The sequence below is a fragment of the Streptomyces sp. NPDC002669 genome (assembly GCF_042889165.1).
Lineage (GTDB): Bacteria > Actinomycetota > Actinomycetes > Streptomycetales > Streptomycetaceae > Streptomyces.
Genome location: NZ_JBIAQQ010000004.1, coordinates 324,575 through 349,669 on the forward strand (window position 1 = coordinate 324,575; position 25,095 = coordinate 349,669).

Below are 25,095 nucleotides of genomic sequence, written 5' to 3' on the forward strand. Positions count from 1 at the left end.
GCACGGCACACCGTCCGGCCCCGTCCCGGACCACGCCCCGTCGCCCCCGTCGCCCCTCGAAAGTGCCGCCCGGACATGACCGTGCCCGGACATGACGGTGCCCGGCCGGTGGAACATCGGCCGGGCACCTTCGCGGCGTGGGGCCGGATCAGTCGGTGATCTCGATCTTTCCGTCGGACGCGGCGCCCTTCGCGCCCTGCGCGGGCACCTCGGCCGGAGCCGCCGGGGCGGACCCGGAGGTGCCGGCCTTGAGGTTCTTCAGCAGCCCGGCGATGTCGACTCCCGTGGTGGAGCTGAGGAGTTCCATGCCCTGGGCGACGTTGTCCGTGACGGTGCGCGACAGCTGGCTCGCGCCGTCCGTCGAGATCACGGTCATCTTGTCCACGGCGCTCAGCGGCTCGGACGCCTTGGCGACGACCTGCGGCAGCACCTCGACCAGCATCTGGATCACGGCCGCCTCGCCGTACCGGTCGAAGGCGTCCGCCTTCTTGTGCATGGCCTCGGCCTCGGCGGTACCCCGCGCGGCGATGGCCGCGGCCTCCGCCTCGCCCTCGATGCGCACGGCCTCGGCGAGGGCCGAACGCTGGAGCTTCTCGCCCTCACCGGTGAGCCGGGCGCGCTCGGCGGCCGCCTCGGCCTCCTTGACCTGGGCGATCCGGCGGGCCTCCGCCTCCTGCTCGGCCTGGTAGCGGGCGGCGTCGGCGGGCTTGCGGATCTTGGTGTCCAACTCGCGGTCGGTCAGCGCGGCCTGCCGCGCCGCCACCTTCTCCTGCTCGCTGAGGATGTCCTGCTGACGGGCGGCCTCGGCGAGCGGACCCGCCGCGTTGGCCTGGGCGGCGGCCTCGTCCGTCTGCGCCTTGATCTCGGCCTGCTTCAGGTAGAGGGTCCGCTGCGCGATCGCGATCTCCTCCTCCGCCTTGAGCCGGGCCTGCTCGGCCGCACGCCGGGCGACCGCCTCGGCGATGTCCGCCTCCTGCTTGGCGCGGGCGGCCTCCGGACGGCCGAGGTCCTCCAGGTACGAGCCCTCGGTGGTGATGTCCTGGATCTGGAAGGCGTCCAGGATCAGGCCCTGGCCGGAGAGGCTGGCCTCGGCCTCCTCCGCGACCTGGCTGGCGAACGCGGCCCGGTCGCGGATGATGTCCTCGACCGACATCCGGCCGACGATGGCGCGCAGCGCGCCGGAGAGCACTTCCTGGGTGAAGCGGACGATGCCGTCCTGCTGCTGGAGGAAGCGCTGGGCCGCGGCCCGGATCGTCTCCTCGCTGCCGCCCACCTTGACGATCGCGACGCCGTCCAGGTTGGACTTCACGCCGCGCAGGGTCACGGCGCCGCGCACGGACACCGGGATCTGCCGGCTGGACAGGTCCAGGGTGAACTTCTGCTGGACGAACGGGACCACGAAGACCCCGCCGCCGACGACGACCTTCTGGCCGCTGTTGTCGATGCTGGTGCGGCCGGTCACCGGATCCGTCGACTTCTTGCCGCGGCGGCCGGTGATGATGAACGCCTCGCTGGGCCCGGCGACCTTGTAGCGGGTGATGACGGCGAGCGCGAGGACCACCAGGAGTACGACGACTCCGATGATTGCGATCACGACTGGGCTCATGGACAAGTCCCCCCTGCCTCCCTGCGGGGCGGCAGTTCGATTCGGGCGGTGCGGGCGCGGTTCGGCGCGGCGCACCACGGGTGTATCGGTTGATCGGCCGGTGCGGGCGCGGTCCGGCGCGGCACACCGAGGGTGGGGCGATCGGTCGGTGGACGGTCAGCGTTCGACGGGACGGACCGCGACGGAGGTGGTCGACAGCGCGGCCTCCACCCAGATCTCGGCGCCCCGTTCGATCGGAGTCGAACTCTTCGCGGCCAACTTCACGGTATGGCCCCCGAGTCGCAGCAGGACCTCGCCGTAGCCGTTGGCCGGGATGGCCGTGACGACCGAGCCCGACGTGCCGACCAGGTCGTCCCCACGGGGTGTGGAGTCGGTCTGGTCCCGCATCAGGACCTTGCTGAACTTCCAGGTCAACAGGGCCGCGACGATCCCGGCCAGACCCCCGGCGACGATCGCGGCGACCGTGCCGAGTCCGGTGGTGCCGAGCACGATCGCTCCTCCGAAACCGAGCATCGAGAGAAATCCGGCGATGACCGGCAGGGACAGGAGGCCGTCGAAGAAGCCGCCCAGGACACCCCCGAAGAGACCTTCGAGGATTCCGTCGAAGATCAGGGACAGGACGAGCAGGGCGATGCCCGCGATGCCGAGACCGAGGAACAGGGTCACGCGGTCACCTCCCCCGAACTGTGGACTCCCCCGGACGTTTCTGTCGAACTGGATGGATGGTCCCATACGGCACTTGCTGTGGACACTGCCGGAACCCGGCAGGTTTTTACGGGGATTTGATGCCGGAAAGTTGCTCGGTCAGTGTGTCCAGGGACCGGTACGTGGCCCCGAGCAGCGCGACGTGTTTCCAGCGCAGTACCCCGTCGGGCCCGATCAGGAACACCGCGCGGCGCACCCCGATCCCCGGCGCGGCGACCCCGTAGGCGCGGGCCGCCTCCCGGTCGGTGTCCGCGAGCAGCGGCATCCGCAGCCCGTGCCCCCGGGCGAAGGACTCGTGGCTGTCCACACCCTGGGGGCTGATGCCCCAGACCTCCGCGTCGAGCGCCTCGAATTCTTCCAGGCCCGAGGAGTACGAGCAGAGTTGCCTGGTGCACACGGCCGTGTTGTCGCCCGGGTAGAACGCGAGGACGACGGCACGGCCGCGCGCGGCGGAGAGGCCGAAGTCGCGCCGTTCGAAGGCCCCTTCGACGAGCACCCCGCCCGGCAGGGTGAAGTCCGGTGCGGGCAGGCCGAGTCGTGGTGACGATGCCACGTGTTCCTCCGTGGTCCGGTACTGCGGAAGTCTTCCGGTCCATGCTCTGTAGAGCACGCCCGGTACGGATTCGGTTCCCGTACCGGGACCGGTTTCCGGTACGGGTTCGTTGTACCGGTACGGACCGGCCTTCCGGTACGGGGCCGGCATTCCGGATACGGGCCGGGTTTCCGGACCGGACCGGTTCCCGCGTCATCGCCGAAGGCGCACCGGGAGGGACGAGGCGCACCAGGAGGTACACATGACAGGCCACCGACCGCCGTCCGCGGCCGTGCTCCTGCTGCACGGCGGCGCGGAGACGGGACTGGCCCCGCCGCCGCCCGGCCCGCTGAACCTGCCCGCCGTGCGGATGCTCCCCTTCGCCCGGGCCATCGCCTCGGCCACGGGCGGCCCCGCCGCCGACGTCCTCGTACGCACCGCCCGCTACGCCCACCGCGGCTGGAACGGCTCCCGCGAGGATCCGCTCCACGACGCCGTGCGGGCGCTGGACGCACTGCGCCGCGAGGCCGGAGAGGTCCCGGTGGTCCTGGTCGGCCACTCGATGGGCGCCCGCGCCGCCCTCCGCGCCGCCGGTCATCCGCTGGTGCGCGCGGTGGTGGGCCTCGCCCCGTGGTGCCCGGCCGACGACCCGGTCGGCCAGCTCGCCGGCCGCGACGTGGTCCTGCTGCACAGCGCCCGCGACCGGGTCACCAGCCCCCGGGCCTCCCAGGACCTCACGGCCCGCGCCCGCCGGGCCGGTGCCCGCACCTGCCTGGTCGCGATCCGGGGCAGCGACCACGCGATGCTCCGGCGCGCCGGCGCGTGGCACGCGCTGACCGGCCGGATCGTCACCGGTCTGCTGGACCTGGGCCCGCTGCCCGGCCGGGTCGAGGCGGCGCTGCGGCTCCCGCCGGACGCCCCGGGGACCCGCGGCACCCTCGACCTGGACGGACTGGACCGCCTGGAGCGGCCGGAGCGGTGAGCCTCCGGGGGCACGGGCGTCCCCCCTGTCACGGGGGCGCCGCCGTGGTGCAGCCTCCGGGGAACGGGAGCACCCTGGGAGGGAGGTGATCGACATGAGGACAACTGCCGGGTGGCACGTGGACATGGAATTCGAGGAGGACACCCACCGGACCCGTGCGGCCGCCCTGGTGCGGCTTCCGGACGGCAACGAGGTGCGGGCCCACGGATACGCGAGCCGCCACCCCTCCGACAAGGACCAGCCCAGGGTCGGCGAGGAGATCGCGGGGGCCAGAGCCCTCAACGAGCTGGCGATGAAGATGCTGACGAAGGCGCACGACGAGATCGACGAGGCGTCCGGCCGGACCTCGCACCCCCTCAGCACCTGAGCGGTGCCGGGCGGCCCGTGAGCCCGGGGCCGGGCCCGTGCCCGGCCCCGTCCGGGGCGCGGGTGCGCGGGCTCGGCGGTGTACCGGGGCGGGGGGAAGCGGCCCGTTCAGCGGATGCGCGGCGGGACCCGGCGGCCGACGATGGAGGGCCGGGCAGCGGGTGGTCCGCGCCCGCCCAGGAGGTTGACGTGCAGGCCGATGCGTACGCCGCCGATCCGCCGCCGCCCTTCGGGCCCGAGGTGCTGGCGGCCCTGATCGGCGGGACCTCGGCCGGGGTGGGGGTGCTCGACACGGGGCTGCGCTTCCTCTACGTCAACCCGGCTCTCGAACGGATCAACGGCATCCCGGCCGCGGAGCACATCGGGCGCACCGTCGCCGAGGTCCTCCCGCTGGTCGACACCGGTGAGGAGATGATGCTGGCCGTGCTCGCCGACGGCAGGCCCCGCGAGATCACCTCCAGCGGGTTCACCGAGGCGACCGGCGGGTCCCGGCGGTACTGGCACGGGGCGTTCCACCGCCTGGAGACCGGCGGCCGGGTCATGGGCCTGGCCGGGGTCGTGCTGGAGGTCACCGCCTCCGACGAGGGGTGGCACGCGCTGGAGCGGGCCCGGCGCCACATCGGCCTGCTCGACGCCGCCGCCGCCCGGATCGGCACCACCCTCGACATGGACACCACCTGCGCCGAGCTCACCGATCTCGTCGTGCCGGGGCTGGCGGACCTCGCGACGGTCGAGGTGTTCCCGCCCGACGTCGCCGCCCCGGTCCGCCCCGCCCCGCCCGGCGTGCTGCGGCTGCGCCGGGCGGCGCTGACCGCCGTGCCCGCCCTCCGCGACGCGCTGCGCGAGTTCGGGCTGACCGGCGAGTACATCGACTACCAGGAGGGCGCCGCCGTGCAGCGCTGCCTGGCGTCCAACCTGCCGGTGGTGGAGAACCTCACCGAAGACGAACAGCTGCTGCGCTCCGCGCCCGCCCCCGAACGGGTCGCCGCCTACCGGGCCCTCGGGATGCACTCGGCGGTCGTCGTGCCCGTCACCGTGCGCGGCGGGCCGCTCGGCGTCCTCGGCCTGATCCGGTCCGGGGACTCACCGGTCTTCACCGACGAGGACGTGGTGGTCGCCCGGGAGCTCGCCGGCCGGGCCGCCGTCGACCTCGACCACGCCCGCAGGTACGCCCACGAGCACACCATCGCCCTGGAGCTCCAGCGTTCCCTCTTGTCCGAGCCACGCCCCCCGCACCCGCACATCGAGATCGCCACCCGGTACCTGCCGGCCGACCGGAGCGTGCTGGTCGGCGGCGACTGGTTCGACGTCATCCCGCTGCGGGACGGACGCCATCTGAAGGCGATGGGCGACGTGATGGGCCACGGGGTGGAGGCGGCCGTCGCGATGAGCCACTACCGCTCGCTGCTGCGGATGCTCGCCGACGACGAGCTGCCGCCGCACCGCATCCTGGAGCGGCTGGACCGGATGGTCGAGCGGTCCGGCCCGGACCGGGCGGCGACCTGCCTGCTGGCCGTCGTCGACCGGTTCGGCGGGGCGTGCGAGATGGCGAGCGCCGGGCACCTGCCGCCGGTGCTGATCGATCCGCTGGCGGGGGCCAGGCTGTGTGCGGAGGTGGCGGTGGGGCCGCCGCTGGGCACCGGCTTCGGCGGCTACCGTTCGACGCTGGTGGAGTTCGACCCGGGGACGGTGCTGTTCCTGTACACCGACGGGCTGGTGGAGCGGCGCGGCGAGGACATCGACACCTCGCTCGCCCGCCTGGAGGACCTGACGATGCCCCGGAGCGGCAGCCTCGACGATCTGCTGGACGAGGTGCTCGAACGGTTCGGGCCGGGCGCCGAGGACGACGTGGCGGTCCTGGCCTCGCGCACCCGCCCCCGCGCCCCCCTGTGACCCGCCGGGCACCGGCACCGGCCGCCCGGGTGGCTCCGTACCGTCCCGGGGTCAGCCCAGTTCCAGGCTGGTGATGCCGAACAGTCCGCCGTGGTCGATGTCCGGCGCGGGGCCGGTGTACATCCGGGCGGTCTCGAACGACGGGGTGAGGCCCAGCTGTTCGGCCAGCCGCACGGCTGCCGGGTTGACGTCGGGCACGTCGATCGCCACCGGTGTGCCGGGACCGGTCGCCGCCAGGGCGCTGACCAGGGCTCCGGCCGTCTCGGGCGACTCGGCGTACACCGGGCCGATGCGGGACGAGGTGCGGCACGGGCGCAGCACGGCCAGCCCCCGCAGCTCCCCGTCCCGGACGGCGGCGAGCGAGACGTGTCCGGGTCCGGCGATCCACGGGGCGAGGAAGCCGTCCCGGGCGGCGGGGAAGAACCGGCGGTCGTAGTCGGAGATCCGGTCGAAGGGGACGGCACGGGCGTCCACGAGGGCGGTACCGGCCGGGGCGGGCAGTCCGGTCGGCGGCAGGCCCTCGTGGCGCATGTTCGTCCAGACCGGACGGAAGCCGGACTTGCGGTAGTTGGGCTGCTGGGCCACCACCCCGTCGAGGCCGACGTTGCGCCCCTCCAGCCGGGCCATGCCGGCCTGCCAGGTCTGTAACCCGTAGCCCTGACCGCGCAGTTCGGGGCGGGTCAGGTAGAAGCCGAGGAAGCCGGAGCCGGTGCCGTAGCGGACCACGGAGACGCAGGAGACCGGTTCGCCGTCGAGCCGGCCGAACAGGAAGCCGCGCGGATCGGCGGCGAAGAAGGCGTGGCGGTCGGTGAGGCCGGGGTTCCAGCCCTCCTCGTGGGCCCATTCGGCCTGGAGGGTGAGGTCGTCGGCGCTCGCGGTGGTGATCTCGAAGTTCGGCACGGGGCACCCGTACCCACCGGATGCCCCGTTCAACGGTGTTTTTCCGTCATCCACCGGTGTGCGGCGGTTGTGCGGCACCGGCGTCGGCACCGGTGTCCGCCTCGTGGGCGGCGTCGGCCGAGGCCCGTTCCAGCACCTGCGCCGACCGGTCCGCCGTGACGGTCCGGTAGGCGGTGGCCACCCGCACCAGCCAGGCGACCTCGCCGTCCTGGTCGGTGGCGTGCTGGGTGTCCACCGCGGCGGCGGTCGTGGCGCCCGCGCCGTTGTTCCGGGCGGTGAGCGCCGCCTTGATCCAGTACGCCTCGGCGAGCGGGCCGGCCTTCTCGCTGTCCGTGGCGCCGTCCGCCGCGGCGGCGGCCTTCGCGGCCGGGAGCAGGGTGTCGGGGACGTAGTGGCGCAGCTTCTCGACCGCGTCCGCGATGTCGGCGGCCCAGCGGTCGATGCGCAGGTCGGCCGGGGTGTCGAAGCGGGTGAGTTCCCGGACCAGCGGGGCGGGCGGGTCGAAGGGCTGCTCGGGGAAGGCGGTCATCAACTCGTACCAGAGGCCGTGCAGTTTGACCTGGGCCCGCCACAGTTTCGCGCGGCGCTGCCCCTTGCTGAAGGCGGGGATGGAGGCCCCCACGGCGAAGAAGGCGAACAGCACCACCTGCGCGGCCTCGGTGACCTCGTCGAAGCGCAGCGCGAAGGACTCGCTGGGGGTGTCCAGGACGCTGATCCACAGGAACAGGGTCCGGCTGACGGTGTAGCCGACCCCGATGAACATGGCGAACGTCATCATGCCGAGCCCCACCCGCAGATGGCGCAGCCTGGCCCCGGCGGTGGCCAGCGCCCACTGGTACGCGCAGACGGCGGACGCGGCGCCCAGGTAGAGGTAGAACACGCTCATGTACAGCGTGGCCCCCCACTGGCCGGCGTGGTCGGCGACGAAGCGGTCCGAGGGGACGGAACGGTCGACGACGGTGAAGAACAGCACCGTCAGCAGGACCAGGGTGGCGATCGACGCCTTGGCCGCCACCTGCTGGATGGCGCGGGCGAACCGCACGTGGCGCGGGACGGTGCCGCCGTCGGGGTACTGGCCGTAGATGGCGACGATGTAGCTGAGGATGGCGAGGATCGCGATGGTGGCCGTGTAGTGCTTGATCAGGACGGCGAGGTCGGTGACGGCGCTGTCGTTGAGCGCGATGCGCACGGCCCGGGTCTTGGTCCACAGGGCGGCGGCGAAGCCCGCGTAGCAGCCCCACAGGGCCCGGCGGCGCTTGTCTTCTTCGTCGCCCCACAGGGCGGCGGGCATGCGCCAGACGGCGACGGCCGTCATCAGGACGGCTATGAGGTAGCCGGCGAGGTCGAGCGGGGTCACGGCGGGTCCTTGGGGTGGGGGCGGGGGTGAGGGGACGAGCGGGGTCAGGAACGGCGGAACAGGCCGCGGCGGCGGCTGGCGACGGGGCGCGAGAGGGAGTTGGCCAGGCGCCCCACCATGTCGTCGCTCGACACGTCCCGGGCCATGCGGGGGATGAGGGAGGCGCCGAACTCGGCCATGCGCTCGTCGTGGGTGTCGTACTGCGCGCGGGCCTGCACGGTGCCGTCCCCCGACCGGATCGCGTCGGCGATGGTGTCGGCGACCGGCGGCGCGGGCGTGGGCACGGGGGCGGTCCCCCCGCCCAGGACCCGGGTGATCAGCGAGGTGTCGAAGACCGGCAGCAGCCGCCTGAGCTGCTCGGCGTCGAGGGAGGTGCCGTGGTCGAACCACTCGTGGCACAGCTCGTGCAGGATGACGTGCTGGGTCTGGTACTCGGTCGGCCGGCGGCGGTAGAGCACGAAGCTCGTCCCGCCGGTCTTCAGCCGCAGCCCGCAGGCGGCGTTGACGCGGGCCAGCCGGTCGGGCATCTCGTGCAGCACGATGGTGCGGCCGCGGGCCGCCTCCATGTTCGCCACCAGTGCGTCGATGGAGAAGGGCGCGGGTATGGGCAGGTCGGCCAGCCCGGCCTCGCACTCCTTCCGCAGTTCGCGCATGGACATGTGGAGGTCTATCCCTCCGGCTCGCCGCGGACGCCGCCGCCGTCGGCCGCGTCCTGCTTGCCCCGGGCGTCCTCCAGCAGGGAGAGGGCGAACTGCAGCAGCTCCGGCGGGAGCCCGTCCTCGTCGAGTCCCCGGCCGGCGACCCCGCTGATCTCCCCGGTGCGCCGCTTGGCGAGGAACTGGAGCCCGGCGACGACGTCGTCGACGACCTCGGACTCCTCCTTGAAGAACCGCCAGTCCACGCCGAAGCCCAGGCCGAGCGCCTTGAGGATGTCCTCGGACGGCTGCGTCACCTTCCCCGCGAGTATGTTGGAGAAGTAGCTGTGCGAGAGGGAACCGCCGCGTTCCTTGACCAGGTCGGCGAAGACCCGGCCCGAGACCTTCTGTCCGGGGAACGTCTTCTCGACCATGTACTCGACCTTTTGCTGCAGTGTCCGCAGCTCCGGCGTGCGTTCCTCGACGCTGTCCATCCGGCTCCCCACGTATCCGTTCCCCGCCCGACCAGCGGTGCTCGGTCGTCGTCTCGGCCAACGGGATTGCACTGTAACGAATCGTGTGACGGGGCTCTCGGTGCGGTGGGCGGTACGGGAACGGGCTTGCGTAAACACGCAACGTCACTGTTAACTCGAAAAAACACGGGCAGGGGACCGCGAGGGGAGTGTCCTGCCCGTGAAGTCGCCCTGCCCTGCGCGACATTCCGTCGGACAAGACGGACAAGCGGCGCGTATGGGGGCAGTTGAGGGTGCAGCCCTTCACGACGGGGGATGCGTGAAGGGCTGCTCGTCCATTATGACCGCTGGTCAAGTCGGCATCAACTGACCTGCTGGTCAGCTGGATGTGTGTCGCCGCGCTCCGTCCCGTCCGGACCGCCGCCCGGCGCCCCGGATCACCGGGACGGGGGGAGCTGCTCGCGCACCCATTCCGGGCCGGGGTTGGTGTGCGGCCGGCCCGCCACGACGACGGTGGGTACCGTCTCGTTGCCGTCATTGGCCTCCCGCACGGTTGTGGCACCGCCCGGATCGCGCCAGATATTGACCCAATGCAGTCGGTGGGCGTCCCGGCCCAGCCGGATGCGCAGCCGCAGGCAGTACGTGCAGCCGGGCCGCCAGAAGACGATCGGCCGGCCGTCGGCCGCGCTGCGGCGCCGCGCCTGCGCCGCCCCGATCGACCTCGGGAAGACCAGCGCCGAGTTCACCCCCGCGACCAGGACGAAGACCAGCAGGAGCGCCGCGCCCGAGCCGGGGCTCCCCCCGAGGGCGAGCGCGACGGCGGCCGCCGCTCCACCGAACAGGAACAGTGCGGGCAGCAGCCGGGCGCGTCTCATGGCGTCGCAGGCTAGTGCGCTTCCCGGTGACCGGTCCCGGGCGGGGCATCGGCACGGGCGGGTACGGGCCCCCGGGCCCGGAAGCCGGGCCGGGAAATTCCGGCTTGACCCTCACGTTGCGTGAGGCCGGAGGGTGGTGCCCATGAGCGACTACTACAACGCGTTCGAGATCAGCCCCGTACCCGACCCCGGCCCGGACGCGGTTGCGCCGGAGCCGTTCCACGGGATCTACGGGATGCCCGCGTTCGCGACGATCCCCACGAACGACCTCGCGGCCTCGGTGGACTTCTGGGTCCGCGGGCTCGGGTTCTTCGAACTGTTCAGCATCCCCGGCACCCTCGTGCACCTGCGCCGATGGGCGTTCCAGGACGTGCTCCTCGTCGCGGAGGAGAGCGTTCCGGAGCAGCCGCCCGCGATGGGCGTCAGCTTCTCGTACGTGCTCGGCCAGATCGATTCCGTGGTCGCGAACTGCCGCGCCCTGCGTCCGGACTCGGTCGACGGCCCGCGGGACACCCCCTGGAACACGCGTGACGTGACGGTGATCACTCCCGAGAACGCCCGGATCGTCGTCACCGCGGCGAAGCCCTTCGACCCGGCGAGCCAGGAGGCGCGGAACCTTGAGGCCATCGGGATCACTCCGCCGGACCTGGACCGCGACGGAACCGACAACAATGAGGAGCATGCCTGACGCAGACGAAACGGAAGCCGCGGCCGGGTCCGGGGCCGACGGCCTGACCGTGGGCCAGGTCTCGACGCGTCTGGGTGTGACCGTCCGGGCGCTGCACCACTGGGACGAGATCGGCCTGGCCCGCCCGTCGATGCGCACGGCCGCCGGATACCGGCTCTACACCGCCGGTGATCTGGAACGCCTGCACCGCATCGTGGTCTACCGCGAGGTCGGTCTCGGCCTGGACCGGATCCGGGACGTCCTGGACGACTCGACCGCGGACGTGCCCGGTGCGCTGCGCGCGCAGCGCGCCCAGGTCGCCGAGCGGATCGAACGCCTCCGGCGGCTCGGGGCCGGCCTGGACCGGATGATCGACGCCCACGAGCGCGGCCTGCTGCTGACCGTCGAGCAGCAGGCCGCGATCTTCGGCCCCGGGTGGGACCCGGAGGGGCCCGTCAAGGCCCGCGGCCACTACGGGGACACGACGCAGTGGCGGCAGTACGCCGAACTCTCCGCCTCGCGCGGCCCGGAGGAGTGGCAGGCCGTCGCCGACGCCGTCGCCGGCCTCGACCGCGCCCTCGCGGACGCGATGGACGCCGGTGTCGTCCCCGGCAGCCCGGAGGCGAACCGGCTCGCCGAACGGCACCGCGAGGTCTTCGCCTCGTACTTCCCCCTCACCCGGCAGATGCAGGTCTGCCTGGCCCGCATGTACGAGGCCGATCCGGGGTTCGCCGCCCACTACGACGGCATCCGGACCGGTCTCGCCGCCTGGTTCCGGCAGGTCGTGGACGCCGACGCGCGCGCTCACGGCATCGACCCCGACGCCGCGACCTGGCAGTAGGGCGCGGCGAACGGCCCGGGTGGCTCAACTCGGCGGGGTGGCGGGCCTGGTGGCGGGCCGGAGCCCGAAGGAGACGGCTTCGAGCAGGCCCTTGCGCCGGGTCTTCTGCACGGCGGCGATCCGCCAGCCCCGCCGGTCGGTGCGGACCAGGGTGTACGTGGCGATCTTGCCGAGCCTGCGGGGCGGCTTCCTGGAGACCTCGCCGCGGGTGACGACGACGGCGGTGGCGGGGCCGTGGGTGCGGATGTCGCGGACGTCCAGGTGGAGTTCGGTGCCCTTGAGGAAGGTGTCGAAGAGGGCCTGGTGCGCCCGTCCGATCTCCTGCCCGCCGCGGTAGACGGTGCCGGTGAACGTGACGTCGGTGGCGTCCTCGGTGAAGCAGTCCCCGTAGGCGGTGCCGTCGCCGCGGTTCCAGGCGGCGCGCGCCCGGTCCAGCAGGGCCCGGATCTCGGTGGTGGCGGTGGTGTGGGTGCTCTCGGCGCTCATCCGGCATTCCCTCCCGTGGTACCTTCGCGAACGAAGCTACTTTTCTGAAGAAGCTTCTTCTTTTAAGAAGTCTCTTCGTTGAGGAAGAGATTAGGGAGTGGAGGATCGCCGTGTCAACGCCCCATCCGCAGCCGGATGCGAGCCGGGTCTACCGCCGGTACCTGAGCGCGATCCTGCTGCACGCCCACGCCAGTGCCCGGGCCTGCGGTCTGGGCGCGACGGACCTGTACGCGCTGAACGTCCTGGAGCTGGCCGGTTCGATGACCCCGGGCGAACTGGGCACGCGCGTCGGCCTGACCACCGGCCCCACCACCCGGCTGGTCGACCGGCTGGAGCAGGCCGGGTACGTACGCCGCGTTCCCTCGTCCGACGACCGCCGCAAGGTGATCGTCGAACCGGTCGGCAGGCCCGCGGAGCTCGACCACGTCATGGCCGACGCCCGTCGGCGGATCGGCGAACTGCTCGGCGGCTACTCCCCCGAGCAGCGCGCCACCCTCTTCGACTACTTCACCCGCGCCGCCGAGGCGTACCAGGACACCGCCGAGGACCTGCGGGCCGGCGGCGGCACGGCCGGCTGAGCCACCGCCGGAGCGCGGGCCGGTGCGCACGCGTACCGGCCCGCGCGCCTCGCTCAGGTCAGCTCGCGCAGGAGCGGTTCCGGGTCCGCGAGCAGGAAGAGGTGGCCGCCGTCGGGGACGGTGCGCAGTTCGGCGCCGGGGATCTGTGCGTGGGCCCAGCGCGCCACCTCGACGGGGACGTTGCCGTCCGCCTCGCCGTGGAGGAAGAGGGTCGGCACGGAGACCGAGCCCAGCGGGTCCGGCAGCGGGCGGGCGTAGCCGGCGAGGTCGGTGACGGCCGCGTCCGTGCCCTGGCGCTGCCCCTCGGCCGTGTCCAGGCCGGACAGCGCCCGGAAGGCCGGGGTGGTCATGATCAGCCGGTCGGCGCGGGGCCAGGCGTCGAGGTTCGGCTCGTTCCTGGCCCTCTTGAAGACGCCCTGCCCCGCGAGCATCCGCCGGGCGACCCCCGGGGCCCGGACGGCGATCAGGTTCAGCAGTTTGACCAGCGGGATCCGGCGCGCGTACGCCTCGCGGGGGGCTCCGGGAACGGCGGCGCAGGCGAGGATCAGCCTCGTCACCCGCCCGGGGAGCCGCTGGGCCGCCGAGAGCGCGTACCCGCCGCCGCCCGAGATCGCGACGAGCGGGGCCCGTTCGTGGCCGAGGTGGTCGAGCAGGGCCACGAAGTCGTCGTTCCAGCGGTGGAAGCCGCGACCGGGCACGGGGTCGGTCTCGCCGTACCCGGGGCGGTCCGGGAAGACCAGGTGCAGGCCCGCGTCCGTCGCCGCCCGCCGCAGGGCGAGGCCCTCGTAGCGGCTGCCGGGGGTCCCGTGGAGCACGATCACGGGCGGGGCGGCGGGGTCGCCGTACGAGCAGTACGCGATACGGCGCCCGCCCGGGGCCGCCACGTGGTGCGTCTCGGGCAGGTCCGTCTTCGTCGGGTCCGTCGGGTCCGTCGGGGAGGGGGTCATTTCTGCTCCTCGCGGGATGCGCGGGATGCGCGGGACGCACGGGCTGTACGGGCTGCGTGGGGCGAAGGGGTCGCCGAAGCCGCTGCGGCGATTCCGCCGATGACGAAGTCGAGGCCGAGGGCGAACCTCCGGTCGTAGTCGTGGTGTTCCGCGAACACCGACGCGGCCCGGCGTTCCGGCGGGAGCCGGTGCGGTTCCAGGTCTCCGCGGCCGAGGCGGATCGCCACGTGGCCGGTGACGAAGTCGTGCAGGGCGCCGTACGCGTACGCGGCGGCCTCCTCGTCGAGCCCCGCACCGCGCAGCGCCGCCACGACCCGGTGCGCGACGTCGTCGGCGCCGGGCCCGACGAGCGGCGCGCGGCGGTGCGCATCGAGGATGACGGGGTGCCGCATGAGCAGGTCGTGGAGCGTGTTCGCGAACAGCCGGACGGTGCCGAGCCAGTCGTCCGGCCAGTGCACCGACCGGGTCGCCTCGCCGACGATCCGGGACACCAGCGCGTGCTGGAGCGCTTCGATGCCGCCCGTCGTGCGGTGGATCGCCATCGGTGACACGCCCAGCCGGTCGGCCAGCGCGCGGAAGGTCACGGCGTCGAGCCCCTGGTCGTCGGAGAGTTCGGTCGCCGCGTCCAGGATCGCGTCGAGCGTCACCGCCCGGGGGCGGCCGTTCTTCGGGTTGCTTGCCTTTTCGCCCACCATGCCCGCACCATATCGATACGCGTAACGAAACTTCAATGGGAGGGCGCATGACGGAGTTGCACGACCTCACGGCGCTGGAGCTGGTCGCCGCCTACGCATGCGGCGACACGAGTCCCACCGAAGTCGTGGACCACCTGCTGGCCCGGATCGAGGCCGGTGACCGGGTGGGGGCGTTCACCACCGTGTCGGCCGACCGGGCCCGCGCCGCGGCGGCCGAGGCCGAACGGGTCCTGCGGTCGGCGGACCGGGCCGGGCTGCCGCGCCTGTTCGGCGTGCCCACCGCGGTCAAGGACCTGGAGGCCACCGCGGGCGTACGCACCACGCTGGGGTCGGCGCTGTTCCGCGACTGGGTTCCGGAGCACGACGACGAGATCGTCGAGGTCATGGCCGGTGCCGGGCTGATCGGTCTCGGCAAGACGACCGTTCCCGAGTTCGGGGCCGCCTGCTACACCGAGCCCGAGGTGTCCGCCCCGGCGCGCAGCCCGTTCGACCTCCGTCGCAGCGCGGCGGGCAGCAGTGGCGGGGCGGCGGCCGCGGTCGGGGCCCGGCTGGTGCCGATCGCGCAGGGCAGCGACACCGCCGGTTCGGTGCGTTCGCCCGCGAGCGCCTGCGGCGTGGTCGGGCTCAAGCCCAGCCGCGGGCTCGTCACCGCGGGCCCGGTGGGCAACGACGGGATGGGGCTCTCCGTGAAGGGGCCGATCGCCCGTACCGTGCGCGACACCGCGGCGTTCCTCGACGTCCTGACCGCCCGCACCGGCGCCGGTACCGTGCATCCGCCCCGGATCGACGGCGCCGACGGCTACGAGCGCGCGTGCGACGCACCCGTGCCGCGGCTCCGGATCGCGCTGGCCCAGGGATCGGTCTCGGGCGCGCCCGTGGATCCCGAGGTCGCCGGGGCCGCGGAGCTCGCCGCCCGCACGCTGGCCGGGCTCGGGCACGAGGTGTTCGCCCGGGACCAGGCGCCGGACCCCGAGCTGACCGAGGGGTTCCGGGCGATGTTCACGGCGCTGGTCGGGTCGAGGGTCATGGCCCTCGACGAGTCGTCCCTGCGGCCGATCACCCGTCATCTCCTGTCCCGTTCGAGGGAGTTCACCTCGGCCGGGCTGGCCGCCTCGATCGGTGTCGTCCAGGCCCGCGCCCGCGCCTGGGCGCTCGCCCACGCGGACGTGGACGTGGTGGTCACCCCGACCGTGACGGCCCCGCCGACGCTCGTCGGCCGGCTCCGCGACGACGCGGACCCGGCGGCGGAACTGGCCGCGATGACCGCGTTCACGGGCAATACCGTCCTGGCGAACGCCACCGGGTTCCCGGCCATCAGCCTTCCGCTGGGCTGGAGTTCGCAGGGCCTGCCGCTCGGGGTCTCGCTGACGGCCGGCTGGGGGCGCGAGGACCTGCTGCTGGGCGTATCGGCCGTGCTGGAGGAGGCACTGCCGTGGGCCCACCGCTACGCCGGGCGGGCCGTGGGCTGAGCTCCGGGCGCCGGGGGTGCGGCGCCCGTCCGAGTACCCACTTTTTTGTGGGTACTTGTCGCCGTGACCACGCGGGGAGAGCCTGGTGGTGACCGGGAACGGGAGCGGGAACCGGAACGGGAAAGGGAGGAAGAGGGACCGGGATCAGGACACGGTGTGCTCGGCGGCGAGCCGGTCCAGACGGCGGTGGCCCCAGTCGGACAGCGGAGCCAGTGCCCGGGAGAGTTCGAGGCCGAACCCGGTCAGCGAGTAGACGGTCTTCGGCGGCACCACGTCGTACACCTCGCGGTGGACGAGTCCGTCCGACTCCATCTCGCGCAGGGTCTGGGTCAGCACCTTCTCGCTGATCTCCGGGATCTTGCGGCGCAGCTCGCCGGGCCGGTGCGGGGCGGTCTCCAGCAGCCACAGCAGCAACGTCTTCCACTTGCCGTCGATCACGGCGACGGCCGCGGTCACCCCGCAGACGCCGGGGCGGTCGACCCTGCCGCGTGCCATCGTCCGCCCCTTTCCCGGGCTGTTCCGTTCCTGCCCTTCCACCTCATGTACAAGGGAGTTCCGTCATGTCTTCTTCCCCTCGGGCCGCATCCGGGCGTTCCGCGGCCGCCGTCACGGTGATCGGGCTCGGCCCGATGGGCCGTGCGCTGGCGGGCGCGTTCGTGGCCGCCGGGGTGCGCACCACGGTGTGGAACCGCACCCCGGGCCGGGACCGCGAACTGGTCGAGCGGGGGGCGATCGGAGCCGCGAGCGCCGCGGAGGCGGTCGCGGCGAGCCCGCTGACCGTGGTGTGCCTGGTGAACTACGACGCCACGGACGCGGTGCTGCGCCGGGACGCCGTCACGGCCGCGCTCAAGGGGCGCACCCTGGTGAACCTGACCGCCGACACCCCGGGGCGGGCCAGGGACACCGGGCGGTGGGCCGACGAGCACGGCATCCACTACCTCGACGGCGCCATCATGACGCCGACGCCGACGATCGGCACGCCGGAGGCGGTCCTGCTGTTCAGCGGCCGCGAGGAGCTCCACCGCGAGCACCGGGAGGTGCTCGGCGCCCTGGGCGGCAGCCACACCCACCTCGGTGAGGACATCGGCCGCGCCGCGGCCTACGACATCGCGCTGCTCGACGTCTTCTGGACGTCGATGACCGGCTACGCGCACGCGCTGGCACTGGCGGGGGCGGAGGGCATCTCGCCGCGTGAACTGGCCCCGTTCGCCCGGGGCATCGGTGCGATCCTGCCGGCGATCTTCCAGGGGACGGCCGACGACATCGAGGACGGCGGCTACTCGGGCGAGGGCAATCCGCTGACCTCCGCGGTCTCGACGATGGCCCACGTCGTGCACGCCTCCGAGGCCCACGGCATCGACGCGGGCGTGATGCGCGCCGCCGAGGGCCTGGCCCGCCGCGCCGTGGCGCTCGGCCACGGCGCGGACGGCTTCTCCCGGATCGCGGAGCTCCTGGCCCGCCGATAGGGCGGGGTCCGGAAGCGGCGTCATCCGCCCGGGGCGCGGGGCCGGCCGGTTCGGACGGCCTCCGCCGGGTGGTGCCCCGTACGTGGTCGGACCGGTCACGACGCGGTCCCGGGCGCGCCCGCGGGGGCGGTGCGGCCGCAGCGCCTCCGCCAGTACGCGAAGCAGACCGCCGCCAGCAGCGGTCCCCACAGCAGGAGCGGGGTGTAGGTGAGGTTGAAGAAGGCGATTTGCCAGCCGTGCATCGCCTTCGTGGGGAAGTCGTCCGGGAGTGGCGTGCCCTGGATGGTGAACCCGTACATCGAGGTGACGAAGGCGGTGGTCCACAGGGCGGTCAGGACCGTGGCGCCGAGGGCGGCGGGCAGGACGGCGGCGAGGGGCGGCACCCTGCGGCCGCCCAGCAGCGGGATCCAGCGCGGGAAGACCTCTCCCCACGCGGCGATCAGCCCGACGGCGGTGAAGGCCAGCAGCTCGGAGAGGACGGACAGGGCGACGATGTACACCGGCCCCGGCAGCCACGACGGGAGCTGACCCCTGCCGTGCGTGGCGTCGTCGCCGATGTGGAAGATCACGGTCATGATCCGCCACAGGCCGGAGGGAAGCACGGTGAAGGGGATGACGTAGGCGGCGATCCGGGCCCACCGGGGAACACCGGGCACCGGGGCGTGCGCCCTCCTCCAGGCGACGCGCAGCCGCCTGGTCCCGGTGCGTGCGGGGGCATGGTGGGCGGTCATGTGTGCTCCTCGGGCCGTCGGATGCCGCTTGCTCGATCGACACCAACGATCACAGCCGCCCCCCGCCCGGCACGTCGCCCACCGGACCGAACCCGCTCCGCTCCACGGGGGAGAGCGCCACCGGTCCCATGGGCTCCGAGGATGAGCGCGCGTGCCGGGCCGGCGTACCCGTTCGGGCGCGTGACGGGCCGGGTGCCGGCGGCCGGTACCCCAGGCCCGTCCGTCCCCATCTCCCCACCGGACACAGGAAGTTGGCCGCTTCCGGAGTCGAGGTTCTTACCGAGAAGCGTCCTGGGCCCCGGGGTCGGTGGAGACCCGTTTGTATGTGCATTCGTAGGGATAGGGGTCCCCGCCGTCCGCGTGGATGGTCCCGTCCATCCGCAGCTTTCCGTGCTCCAGGAAGAAGTGCAGAATCTGGATGTCGTTGTGGTTCCTGAAACTGAGCACCAGGTAGGGCGGCAGACCGGGGTCCTTGTTGACCCCGTGCCATTTCCCGTCGGACGAACGGCGTGTCACCTTCGAGTCCGGTACGGGGCCGTCCCATGCGACGGGAACGTCCTTGCCGGTGAAGGTGTAATCGTCACGCAGCCGAAGCACCGGCGATCCGCATTCCCCCTCCCCGTTCCACCGGCCGACCAATTCGGAATGAGTTACGGCCTTCGGCGTGGGGACGGGTTTCTCGGCCTCGCAGGCGGACGGGGCGAATGCCGTCACGGTGGCGGCCGCAAGGCCGGCACCGATACGAAATATTTCGAATTTCACGTTACCCGCCCCCGGCCGCATTCTGGACGGCGCCCAGTATGCCGGTCGACGATCGCGCCCGCCCCCCCGGTACGACCCGTGCTTTGACCTTGCCCCTGGGGGAGGGGCGAGGGTGACTCCGGGGATCACCCGGGCGAGCGGTGGGCGCTCGTCGACGCGGCAGGACGAGGAGGGGGAGCAAGCGTGGCGGAGACCTGCGTCATCTTCGACATCGGTGGCGTACTGGAGATCACGCCGGAAACGGGGTGGGTGCAACGGTGGGAAGAACGGCTGGAGCTGCCGCCCGGCACGGTGCACGAGCGGATGCGCGACGTGTGGCGGGCCGGGAGCCTCGGACACATCGACGAGCGGGAGGTCCACGAACAGCTGACCGCGCGCCTGGGGCTCGACATCCCCCGCCGCGAAGCCTTTATGGCGGACCTGTGGACGGAGTACCTGGGAACACCCAACGAGGAACTCATCGCCCATGTGCGGGGGCTGCGCGGCAGGTGCCGGCTGGGCATTCTGAGCAACAGCTTCGTCGGTGCCCGGGAGCGGGAGGCGTCGCGCCACCGCTTGGACGAACTGGTCGAGCGGATCGTCTACTCGCACGAGATCGGCATCGAGAAGCCGGACCCGCGCGCCTTCGGGGCCGTGTGCGCCGCCCTGGACGTGCGGCCGGGAAGCTGCCTGTTCATCGACGACGTCGAGGTCAACGTCGAGGCCGCCCGGACGGCGGGCATGCAGGCGCACCTCTTCGAGGACAACGCCCGTACGATCACCCGCATCGAGACCCACCTGACCTCCGGCCCCGGCCACCGCGATGCCCCGGCGCACCGCCCTTGAGCGAACAGGCGCGCCCCGCGCACCCGGCTCCGGCCACCCCGCGCACCCGCCCCGCCGCGACGGCGACCGGCCACGACACCCCCCGGGAACCCGGCGCCCGGACTTGGTGACCTCGCACTGAAGTCGTGCTTTGCTGAACCGGTTTGACGCACAGAGAGATCCGCACAGCGCACCGCGCGTAAGCACGAGGAAAGAGGAAAGCCGACGATGATGCCGATGCCCGCCAGAACACGTTCATGGCCCCTGTCCCGGTGGTCCGCCTCCACGCGGCCCTCCGCACCGGTCAGGCGTGCGGCCGGAGTGCTGTTCGCCGCCACCGCCTGCGTGGCCGCGCTGCTCGTGCCCGCGCAGACCGCCGAAGCGGCGACCGTCCCCGCCGGCCCGGTCTTCAACAAGCCGACCGGCACCACCGCCGAACAGCAGGCCATCCGCGCCCAGGTCCGCTCGGTGATCGCGAACGCGGACAGCGGCTCGGTCCTGCGGCTCGCGATGTACCACCTGTGGGACGAGACGATCGCCGCGGACCTCGGCGCCGCGAAGGCCCGGGGCGTCAGCGTCAAGGTCGTCCTCGACGAGAGCACCCTGGAGTACCGGTCCTCCTACGACCTCCTCGTGAGCAGCCTCGGCACCAGCACCTCCGCCACCTCCTGGGTGGCCCTGTGCGCCAAGGACCGCTCGTGCCTCAGCACGGAGCAGACGGGCATCAACCACAACAAGTTCCTGCTCGCGAGCAGCATCGGCGGGGGCGCCCAGAAGAACGTCGTCGTCCAGCTCACCTCGAACCTGACGCCGTCCAACTACAGCCGCTACTGGAACAGTTCGGTGACCGTCGCCGGCAACACCGCCCTGTACGACGGCTACGCGGACTACTTCACCCGTCTCCAGGCCCAGAACCGCTCCGCCTGGTCCTACACGTACGGCAACGCGGGCGACTACAAGTACTACTTCTTCCCCCGCGCGGGCAGCGACGAGACCACGGACACCGTGGTCAACGCGATGGACAACATCACCTGCCGCTGGACCGACTCCGCGGGCACCGCGCGCCGCACCACCATCCACGCCGCGATGCTGAAGATCACCCGGCAGGGCGTCGCGGACAAGCTGCGCGCGCTGGCGGGCCAGGGCTGCCTGGTCGATCTGGTCTACAGCGAGAGCGACTCCGGCACCTGGACCGCCCTGCACGGCGTCTCCGGCATCACGAACCGCTGCTACCAGCACGACGACGGCGACCCCAAGGGGAACAACCTGATCGTGCACTCGAAGAACTGGATGGTCAACGGCATGTACGCGGGCACCGTTCAGAAGGTGCTGTTCACCGGCAGCCACAACTGGAGCGGCCCGGCCCTGCGCAACAACGACGAGGCCATGCTGCGCATCACCACGCCGGCGGTCTTCGACGCGTTCGAGGCCAACTTCCAGGCCACGCGGTCCGCCGCCATGCCCGGCACCAGCGACAACGTGGCCATCTGCAAGAGCTGACCACGACCGGACCCGCCGCCGCGCCGATCACCATGTCGTCCACGGCGGCGGTACGGTCGCGGTCGTCGCCCGCCCCGTACGTACGTGTACGTACACGTACGGCCGCGCGCCGTTCCGGCACGCGGCCGGGGCACGGGCATCCGCTGATGAGCACGAGCTGGAGGCAACATGGTGAACGACGCCGAGCTGCGGCATCTGCGCCGCTGCGTGGAACTCGCGGCCGAGGCCCTGGAGGCGGGCGACGAGCCGTTCGGCTCGGTCCTCGTCGCCGCCGACGGGACCGTCCTGGCCGAGGACCACAACCGGGTGGCATCGGGGGACCGGACCCGGCACCCGGAGTTCGAGCTGGCGCGCTGGGCCGCGGCGAACATGTCCCCCGAGGAGCGAGCGGCGGCGACCGTCTTCACCTCGGGCGAGCACTGCCCGATGTGCGCCGCCGCGCACGGCTGGGTCGGGCTGGGCCGCATCGTGTACGTGAGCTCCTCCGAACAGCTGTCGTCCTGGCTCCGCGACCTGGGGGTCCCCGCCCCTCCCGTGCGCGCCCTGCCGATCCGGGAGGTCGTCCCCGGCCTCGTGGTGGAGGGCCCGATTCCCGGCCTCGCGGAGCAGGTGCACGACCTGCACCGCCGCTTCCACGGCGCGTTCTGAGCACGACGGTCCGGTGCGGACCGGACGGGCGGGAAGCCCCGTCGCGCACCGCGCGACGGGGCTTCCCGTTTCGTGCGCCGGACCTGCCGAGGGGGCAGGCGGCGCCGAACATCATGCCCATCACGCTGAACCACACCATCGTCCCGGCCGTCGACAACGAGGCGGCGGCGCGCTTCTTCGCCTCCGTCATGGGCTGGCCCATCAGGGGGCGGAGCGGCACTTCGGCTTTCGTTCCGGCTTTGGGGGTGGATCCATTATCCCTGCGCGGAAAGGTGCCTGTCACCGTTCCGCGGAATGATCTTTACGCACCATTTGTGCTCCTAGGCTTGCAGGCGGCGGAACCAAATCACCGATCAAGCCTGGGAGTTGAAAGTGGCGTACGACGTTGCCGCACTGGCCGCGGAACTGACGGACATGGCCGCGGCCGATCAGCAGACCTCGATCCGCGCGCACAGCGATGACTTCGCCGAACAGCTGGAGTGGCGGCGGCTGACCGCCCGGCACGGCGACCGGCTCGGCGAGATCATGGACGAGTACGGCTGGCCGACGGCGGAAGCGGTCGGCGAGGAGGCCGCGAGCGCGGCATGGCTGATCGCCCAGCACGCCGACCGGCAGCTCGACATCCAGCGGCGCGCCCTCCACCTGATGCAGCAGGCGGTCTCGGCGGGCGCGGCCGGCCCGCGCGAGCTGGCCTTCCTGCGCGACCGTACGTTGGTCAACGAGGGCCGGAAGCAGATCTTCGGCACCCAGATCGCCGGTGTGAAGGACGGGGCACCCGTTCCGTGGCCCTGCGAGGAGCCGGAGCGCATGGACGAACTCCGTGCGGAGGCCGGCATCGAGCCCTTCGACGAGTACGTCGCCAAGTTCGCGATGAACTGACGACCGGCGCCGCCCGGCCGTGTTCGGGCCGATCGGCCCGTACCGGTCGCCCCGACCAGCTCTAAGTAGCAGTGGGGCCGGTGGCTCCGGATATCTGCCCAGGTCATGGCGATGCGGTTGTCGGGCGGGGGGAAAAAGCGTACTGCACGGGCAGGTTGGCCTCGGTGATGGCGCCGTCGGTCCGTGCCTCGACCCAGCCGATGCGGGTGCCGTCGTTGAGCTCGACGGTGAGTTCGGCGGGGGTGTCGGGGACCTTGAAGGACAAGTCGTACCGGTCGCCGCTCAGGCCCGCCTTCAGGGTCAGGGTGCGCTCGGGCTTGCCGGGGAGGGCGAGCTTTTCGTTCACCTTGGGATACAGCTCTTCGAGGATGTTCCAGTCGATCTTCGAGAGGTCTTCGGGGATGCGCTCGGCGCTGTCGGACCCGCCGTGGCTGCGGTAGGAGGACCACCCCTTCCCGCTCTGGTACGTGTGGCTCTCGAATGGCTTGTCAGAAGTGTCGCCCGGGAGAGGGACCGTGGCTGAGGCATAGCCGGCCGACACGTGGAGGAAGACCACTTCAGTGCCTCCGGTACGCCGTTTCAGGTCCGCGACCAAGGCGCTCAGCCGGTCGGGGGTGGTCAGGTCAGGCCGATGTTCCGGGGCCGCCGGGGTGCTGGGGGCTGCCGACGGGGCGGCGGATGGGGCGTGCGACGGCTCCCCGGGCAGCAGGATCCAGGCCGCGAGGGCTACCGAGGCGGCCAGAGGCGCCAGCACGGTGAGTATGGCCCGTCGGCCGATGCAGCCCCGCGGCTCACTCTCCGGTCGGGCGTCCTCCGGCTCCGGGGCGTCGTCCCCGGGCGTCGCCCGGTCCTGCCAGCCCTCGGGTACCGCGTCCTGCGGCTCGTCCGTGGCTGTCGCGCGTTCCGGCCGACTCGAAAATCCGCTGCTCACCACTGGCATCCTCCAAGAACGCGGATCCAGGTCCGTCCAGCACTCGGTCGCTCAAGCACCGCTGCCAGGAGAAGAGATGATCGAATCAGTGCCGCCGGTTCCCGTCCTGCCGCAGATCGGTCTCCCGTACCTGAACCACCGCCAGTGGCGTACTGGTCTTCTCCCACAAGCCCCCGACGGCCGGCATGCAGCCGGTCGGCACTCCGAGAGAGCCCAGGGCGGTGACCAGGTGGGACCACAACCCGACGGAATGGTCAGCCCTTCTGACCTCTTCGGGGTTCGAGTACTCCGAAGCCGAGGTCATCCCTCCTCCTGAAGGACAAGAGGCAGGAACTCTCCTGGTGAGGGCCTACGCATAGCCTGGAAGAACGCCGTGACGTACGACGCAAGCGTGCTCTGCGAAGCTCGCGAGGCCGGTGTGCCGTGTGTTCTCTTCCGGTCCGGGCCCTGCCCGGTGTGGTGGAGCCGGGCAGGGATTCTGTTCATGCTGGGGGACGGACACCCTCGGAAGGGAGAGTCTTCATGGCTCGTCAATCACCTCTCGTCGGCACGGCCGGCAGGGCCGATGGCTGCCCCGCCCCGCACACGGACGTCGGTACCGGAGAGATCGTCGACCGGGGCACCTTCCGGCGTCTCTTCGAGACCTTCGAGCACACGGCCTGGCGGCTGGAGACGCGGCGTGGTTACGCCTCGGACCGGCAGGACCCCGACTTCCGGGCGTTCTTGGACACCGGTACCTCGCCCTGCGATCCCGACGAGCCCTGGTTCGTCAACATGCGGGCCCAGACCGGCGCGGGAAAGAGTGTGGGACGGGTCCGGATCGTCGACGACCCTCCCACCACGGAACAGCTGTTCCTGCTCGACTACGCCCGGCACAACGCCTCCGCCGGCGAGGACATCCGTTATCTGTGGCGGGAGGAGGCGGGCCGGTCCGCGCTGCCTGCCGAAGACTTCTGGATCTTCGACTCGCGGCTGGTGGCCCTGCTGCGCTTCGATGACGCCGACAACCTGCTGGACATCGAGCTGGTCACGGAACCGGCGGAGGTCGTGCGGTACTGCGTCGTGCGTGACGCGGCGATGCACCATGCCGTTCCGTACGACCGTTTCGCCGCCGGGAAGCCGTAGCCGATCAGAGTCGAGCTTCGGGCTTCGGGCTTCGGGTGTCGGGCGTCGAGTGCCGGAGGCGGAGGTGTTCGCTCGTTCGGGGGTGCTGGAGGGGGGCTCGGGGTCGGGGCTTGAGCTTCGGGATTCGAGGGTCGGGGTTCGAGCTGTGTTGTTCAAGCGGTTGGTTCGGTGGGGGGTTGGGGAACACCTCCCGCCCCTCCCTGACCCGTAACGGCCAGCAAGTATGACTAGTTGTGACCGAG

Annotated in this window: 28 protein-coding genes; 13 read left to right on the plus strand and 15 right to left on the minus strand. The window is 72.2% G+C overall.

Features of this window, described 5'->3' with window-relative positions:
* Positions 1 to 148 precede the first annotated feature (148 nt).
* From ACFYW1_RS08320 to ACFYW1_RS08330, 3 genes are all read right to left on the minus strand, one after another.
* Positions 149 to 1,606: a flotillin family protein gene (locus tag ACFYW1_RS08320; protein ID WP_388988924.1), complete on the minus strand. Its 1,458-nt coding sequence runs from the start codon at positions 1,604 to 1,606 to the stop codon at positions 149 to 151.
* A gap of 156 nt (positions 1,607 to 1,762) precedes the next feature.
* Positions 1,763 to 2,272, minus strand: a complete 510-nt coding sequence (locus ACFYW1_RS08325) for a hypothetical protein (RefSeq protein ID WP_388988927.1) — start codon at positions 2,270 to 2,272, stop codon at positions 1,763 to 1,765.
* A gap of 106 nt (positions 2,273 to 2,378) precedes the next feature.
* On the minus strand, positions 2,379 to 2,864 hold the full coding sequence (locus ACFYW1_RS08330; protein WP_388988931.1) for a peroxiredoxin: 486 nt from the start codon (positions 2,862 to 2,864) through the stop codon (positions 2,379 to 2,381).
* A 241-nt stretch (positions 2,865 to 3,105) separates the two neighbouring features.
* On the opposite strand from ACFYW1_RS08330, the gene ACFYW1_RS08335 reads away from it, so the two are divergent.
* The 3 genes from ACFYW1_RS08335 to ACFYW1_RS08345 all read left to right on the plus strand — a co-directional run bounded on the left by ACFYW1_RS08335 (position 3,106) and on the right by ACFYW1_RS08345 (position 6,084).
* Positions 3,106 to 3,825, plus strand: a complete 720-nt coding sequence (locus tag ACFYW1_RS08335) for an alpha/beta hydrolase (protein WP_388988934.1) — start codon at positions 3,106 to 3,108, stop codon at positions 3,823 to 3,825.
* Positions 3,826 to 3,919: 94 nt separating this feature from the next.
* Complete coding sequence (locus ACFYW1_RS08340) at positions 3,920 to 4,192, plus strand: DUF1876 domain-containing protein (RefSeq protein ID WP_148832057.1); 273 nt, start codon at positions 3,920 to 3,922, stop codon at positions 4,190 to 4,192.
* 188 nt (positions 4,193 to 4,380) lie between these two features.
* Entirely contained in the window at positions 4,381 to 6,084 is a 1,704-nt protein-coding gene (locus ACFYW1_RS08345) for a SpoIIE family protein phosphatase (RefSeq protein WP_388988938.1), read from the plus strand.
* Between the two features lie 51 nt (positions 6,085 to 6,135).
* Here the strand turns inward: ACFYW1_RS08345 and ACFYW1_RS08350 are convergent, their stop codons facing one another.
* The 5 genes from ACFYW1_RS08350 to ACFYW1_RS08370 all read right to left on the minus strand — a co-directional run bounded on the left by ACFYW1_RS08350 (position 6,136) and on the right by ACFYW1_RS08370 (position 10,324).
* On the minus strand, positions 6,136 to 6,984 hold the full coding sequence (locus tag ACFYW1_RS08350; protein WP_388988941.1) for a GNAT family N-acetyltransferase: 849 nt from the start codon (positions 6,982 to 6,984) through the stop codon (positions 6,136 to 6,138).
* Positions 6,985 to 7,030: 46 nt separating this feature from the next.
* Positions 7,031 to 8,341, minus strand: a complete 1,311-nt coding sequence (locus ACFYW1_RS08355) for an MAB_1171c family putative transporter (protein WP_388988944.1) — start codon at positions 8,339 to 8,341, stop codon at positions 7,031 to 7,033.
* A gap of 44 nt (positions 8,342 to 8,385) precedes the next feature.
* Positions 8,386 to 9,000, minus strand: a complete 615-nt coding sequence (locus ACFYW1_RS08360) for a toxin (protein ID WP_388988946.1) — start codon at positions 8,998 to 9,000, stop codon at positions 8,386 to 8,388.
* 8 nt (positions 9,001 to 9,008) lie between these two features.
* Positions 9,009 to 9,470, minus strand: a complete 462-nt coding sequence (locus ACFYW1_RS08365) for a hypothetical protein (protein ID WP_388988949.1) — start codon at positions 9,468 to 9,470, stop codon at positions 9,009 to 9,011.
* 416 nt (positions 9,471 to 9,886) lie between these two features.
* On the minus strand, positions 9,887 to 10,324 hold the full coding sequence (locus ACFYW1_RS08370; RefSeq protein WP_388988952.1) for a glutaredoxin domain-containing protein: 438 nt from the start codon (positions 10,322 to 10,324) through the stop codon (positions 9,887 to 9,889).
* Positions 10,325 to 10,466: 142 nt separating this feature from the next.
* On the opposite strand from ACFYW1_RS08370, the gene ACFYW1_RS08375 reads away from it, so the two are divergent.
* Positions 10,467 to 11,012: a VOC family protein gene (locus ACFYW1_RS08375; RefSeq protein WP_388988955.1), complete on the plus strand. Its 546-nt coding sequence runs from the start codon at positions 10,467 to 10,469 to the stop codon at positions 11,010 to 11,012.
* On the plus strand, positions 10,996 to 11,832 hold the full coding sequence (locus ACFYW1_RS08380; protein ID WP_388988958.1) for a MerR family transcriptional regulator: 837 nt from the start codon (positions 10,996 to 10,998) through the stop codon (positions 11,830 to 11,832). The genes ACFYW1_RS08375 and ACFYW1_RS08380 overlap by 17 nt, the downstream gene beginning before the upstream one ends.
* A gap of 24 nt (positions 11,833 to 11,856) precedes the next feature.
* Here ACFYW1_RS08380 and ACFYW1_RS08385 read toward each other — a convergent pair whose 3' ends face one another.
* Complete coding sequence (locus tag ACFYW1_RS08385; RefSeq protein ID WP_388988961.1) at positions 11,857 to 12,318, minus strand: SgcJ/EcaC family oxidoreductase; 462 nt, start codon at positions 12,316 to 12,318, stop codon at positions 11,857 to 11,859.
* A 110-nt stretch (positions 12,319 to 12,428) separates the two neighbouring features.
* On the opposite strand from ACFYW1_RS08385, the gene ACFYW1_RS08390 reads away from it, so the two are divergent.
* A complete protein-coding gene (locus tag ACFYW1_RS08390; protein WP_388988965.1) occupies positions 12,429 to 12,896 on the plus strand; it encodes a MarR family winged helix-turn-helix transcriptional regulator in 468 nt (155 codons plus the stop codon).
* Positions 12,897 to 12,949: 53 nt separating this feature from the next.
* Here the strand turns inward: ACFYW1_RS08390 and ACFYW1_RS08395 are convergent, their stop codons facing one another.
* Both ACFYW1_RS08395 and ACFYW1_RS08400 read right to left on the minus strand, forming a co-directional pair.
* A complete protein-coding gene (locus ACFYW1_RS08395; RefSeq protein WP_388988968.1) occupies positions 12,950 to 13,843 on the minus strand; it encodes an alpha/beta fold hydrolase in 894 nt (297 codons plus the stop codon).
* Positions 13,840 to 14,538, minus strand: a complete 699-nt coding sequence (locus tag ACFYW1_RS08400) for a TetR/AcrR family transcriptional regulator (RefSeq protein WP_388988971.1) — start codon at positions 14,536 to 14,538, stop codon at positions 13,840 to 13,842. The genes ACFYW1_RS08395 and ACFYW1_RS08400 overlap by 4 nt, the downstream gene beginning before the upstream one ends.
* A gap of 47 nt (positions 14,539 to 14,585) precedes the next feature.
* On the opposite strand from ACFYW1_RS08400, the gene ACFYW1_RS08405 reads away from it, so the two are divergent.
* Complete coding sequence (locus ACFYW1_RS08405) at positions 14,586 to 16,007, plus strand: amidase (protein ID WP_388988974.1); 1,422 nt, start codon at positions 14,586 to 14,588, stop codon at positions 16,005 to 16,007.
* Between the two features lie 144 nt (positions 16,008 to 16,151).
* Here ACFYW1_RS08405 and ACFYW1_RS08410 read toward each other — a convergent pair whose 3' ends face one another.
* Entirely contained in the window at positions 16,152 to 16,502 is a 351-nt protein-coding gene (locus ACFYW1_RS08410; protein WP_388988977.1) for a winged helix-turn-helix transcriptional regulator, read from the minus strand.
* 65 nt (positions 16,503 to 16,567) lie between these two features.
* On the opposite strand from ACFYW1_RS08410, the gene ACFYW1_RS08415 reads away from it, so the two are divergent.
* Entirely contained in the window at positions 16,568 to 17,473 is a 906-nt protein-coding gene (locus ACFYW1_RS08415; RefSeq protein WP_388988980.1) for an NAD(P)-dependent oxidoreductase, read from the plus strand.
* Between the two features lie 95 nt (positions 17,474 to 17,568).
* Here ACFYW1_RS08415 and ACFYW1_RS08420 read toward each other — a convergent pair whose 3' ends face one another.
* Together ACFYW1_RS08420 and ACFYW1_RS08425 are read right to left on the minus strand one after the other, a co-directional pair.
* Complete coding sequence (locus tag ACFYW1_RS08420) at positions 17,569 to 18,204, minus strand: hypothetical protein (protein ID WP_388988983.1); 636 nt, start codon at positions 18,202 to 18,204, stop codon at positions 17,569 to 17,571.
* 276 nt (positions 18,205 to 18,480) lie between these two features.
* Complete coding sequence (locus ACFYW1_RS08425; protein WP_388988986.1) at positions 18,481 to 18,801, minus strand: hypothetical protein; 321 nt, start codon at positions 18,799 to 18,801, stop codon at positions 18,481 to 18,483.
* A gap of 348 nt (positions 18,802 to 19,149) precedes the next feature.
* Between ACFYW1_RS08425 and ACFYW1_RS08430 the strand changes: the two genes are divergently transcribed.
* From ACFYW1_RS08430 to ACFYW1_RS08445, 4 genes are all read left to right on the plus strand, one after another.
* Positions 19,150 to 19,791 (plus strand): HAD family hydrolase, encoded by a 642-nt coding sequence (locus tag ACFYW1_RS08430; RefSeq protein ID WP_388988989.1) that lies wholly within the window; start codon positions 19,150 to 19,152, stop codon positions 19,789 to 19,791.
* Positions 19,792 to 20,007: 216 nt separating this feature from the next.
* On the plus strand, positions 20,008 to 21,270 hold the full coding sequence (locus ACFYW1_RS08435) for a phospholipase D-like domain-containing protein (protein WP_388988992.1): 1,263 nt from the start codon (positions 20,008 to 20,010) through the stop codon (positions 21,268 to 21,270).
* Between the two features lie 168 nt (positions 21,271 to 21,438).
* Entirely contained in the window at positions 21,439 to 21,918 is a 480-nt protein-coding gene (locus tag ACFYW1_RS08440; protein WP_388988995.1) for a nucleoside deaminase, read from the plus strand.
* Positions 21,919 to 22,290: 372 nt separating this feature from the next.
* Positions 22,291 to 22,797: a DUF6624 domain-containing protein gene (locus tag ACFYW1_RS08445; protein WP_388988998.1), complete on the plus strand. Its 507-nt coding sequence runs from the start codon at positions 22,291 to 22,293 to the stop codon at positions 22,795 to 22,797.
* Positions 22,798 to 22,900: 103 nt separating this feature from the next.
* Here ACFYW1_RS08445 and ACFYW1_RS08450 read toward each other — a convergent pair whose 3' ends face one another.
* Entirely contained in the window at positions 22,901 to 23,551 is a 651-nt protein-coding gene (locus ACFYW1_RS08450; protein ID WP_388989001.1) for a hypothetical protein, read from the minus strand.
* 699 nt (positions 23,552 to 24,250) lie between these two features.
* On the opposite strand from ACFYW1_RS08450, the gene ACFYW1_RS08455 reads away from it, so the two are divergent.
* Positions 24,251 to 24,853: a DUF6879 family protein gene (locus tag ACFYW1_RS08455; protein ID WP_388989004.1), complete on the plus strand. Its 603-nt coding sequence runs from the start codon at positions 24,251 to 24,253 to the stop codon at positions 24,851 to 24,853.
* The last annotated feature ends 242 nt before the right edge of the window (positions 24,854 to 25,095 follow it).

Coding starts and splice junctions, on each gene's coding strand:
- ACFYW1_RS08320 (WP_388988924.1), bottom strand. CDS start 1,606: ATGAGCCCAGTCGTGATCGCAATCATCGGAGTCGTCGTACTCCTGGTG.
- ACFYW1_RS08335 (WP_388988934.1), top strand. CDS start 3,106: ATGACAGGCCACCGACCGCCGTCCGCGGCCGTGCTCCTGCTGCACGGC.
- ACFYW1_RS08340 (WP_148832057.1), top strand. CDS start 3,920: ATGAGGACAACTGCCGGGTGGCACGTGGACATGGAATTCGAGGAGGAC.
- ACFYW1_RS08360 (WP_388988946.1), bottom strand. CDS start 9,000: ATGTCCATGCGCGAACTGCGGAAGGAGTGCGAGGCCGGGCTGGCCGAC.
- ACFYW1_RS08365 (WP_388988949.1), bottom strand. CDS start 9,470: ATGGACAGCGTCGAGGAACGCACGCCGGAGCTGCGGACACTGCAGCAA.
- ACFYW1_RS08370 (WP_388988952.1), bottom strand. CDS start 10,324: ATGAGACGCGCCCGGCTGCTGCCCGCACTGTTCCTGTTCGGTGGAGCG.
- ACFYW1_RS08375 (WP_388988955.1), top strand. CDS start 10,467: ATGAGCGACTACTACAACGCGTTCGAGATCAGCCCCGTACCCGACCCC.
- ACFYW1_RS08380 (WP_388988958.1), top strand. CDS start 10,996: ATGAGGAGCATGCCTGACGCAGACGAAACGGAAGCCGCGGCCGGGTCC.
- ACFYW1_RS08385 (WP_388988961.1), bottom strand. CDS start 12,318: ATGAGCGCCGAGAGCACCCACACCACCGCCACCACCGAGATCCGGGCC.
- ACFYW1_RS08395 (WP_388988968.1), bottom strand. CDS start 13,843: ATGACCCCCTCCCCGACGGACCCGACGGACCCGACGAAGACGGACCTG.
- ACFYW1_RS08400 (WP_388988971.1), bottom strand. CDS start 14,538: ATGGTGGGCGAAAAGGCAAGCAACCCGAAGAACGGCCGCCCCCGGGCG.
- ACFYW1_RS08405 (WP_388988974.1), top strand. CDS start 14,586: ATGACGGAGTTGCACGACCTCACGGCGCTGGAGCTGGTCGCCGCCTAC.
- ACFYW1_RS08410 (WP_388988977.1), bottom strand. CDS start 16,502: ATGGCACGCGGCAGGGTCGACCGCCCCGGCGTCTGCGGGGTGACCGCG.
- ACFYW1_RS08415 (WP_388988980.1), top strand. CDS start 16,568: ATGTCTTCTTCCCCTCGGGCCGCATCCGGGCGTTCCGCGGCCGCCGTC.
- ACFYW1_RS08420 (WP_388988983.1), bottom strand. CDS start 18,204: ATGACCGCCCACCATGCCCCCGCACGCACCGGGACCAGGCGGCTGCGC.
- ACFYW1_RS08435 (WP_388988992.1), top strand. CDS start 20,008: ATGCCCGCCAGAACACGTTCATGGCCCCTGTCCCGGTGGTCCGCCTCC.
- ACFYW1_RS08440 (WP_388988995.1), top strand. CDS start 21,439: ATGGTGAACGACGCCGAGCTGCGGCATCTGCGCCGCTGCGTGGAACTC.
- ACFYW1_RS08455 (WP_388989004.1), top strand. CDS start 24,251: ATGGCTCGTCAATCACCTCTCGTCGGCACGGCCGGCAGGGCCGATGGC.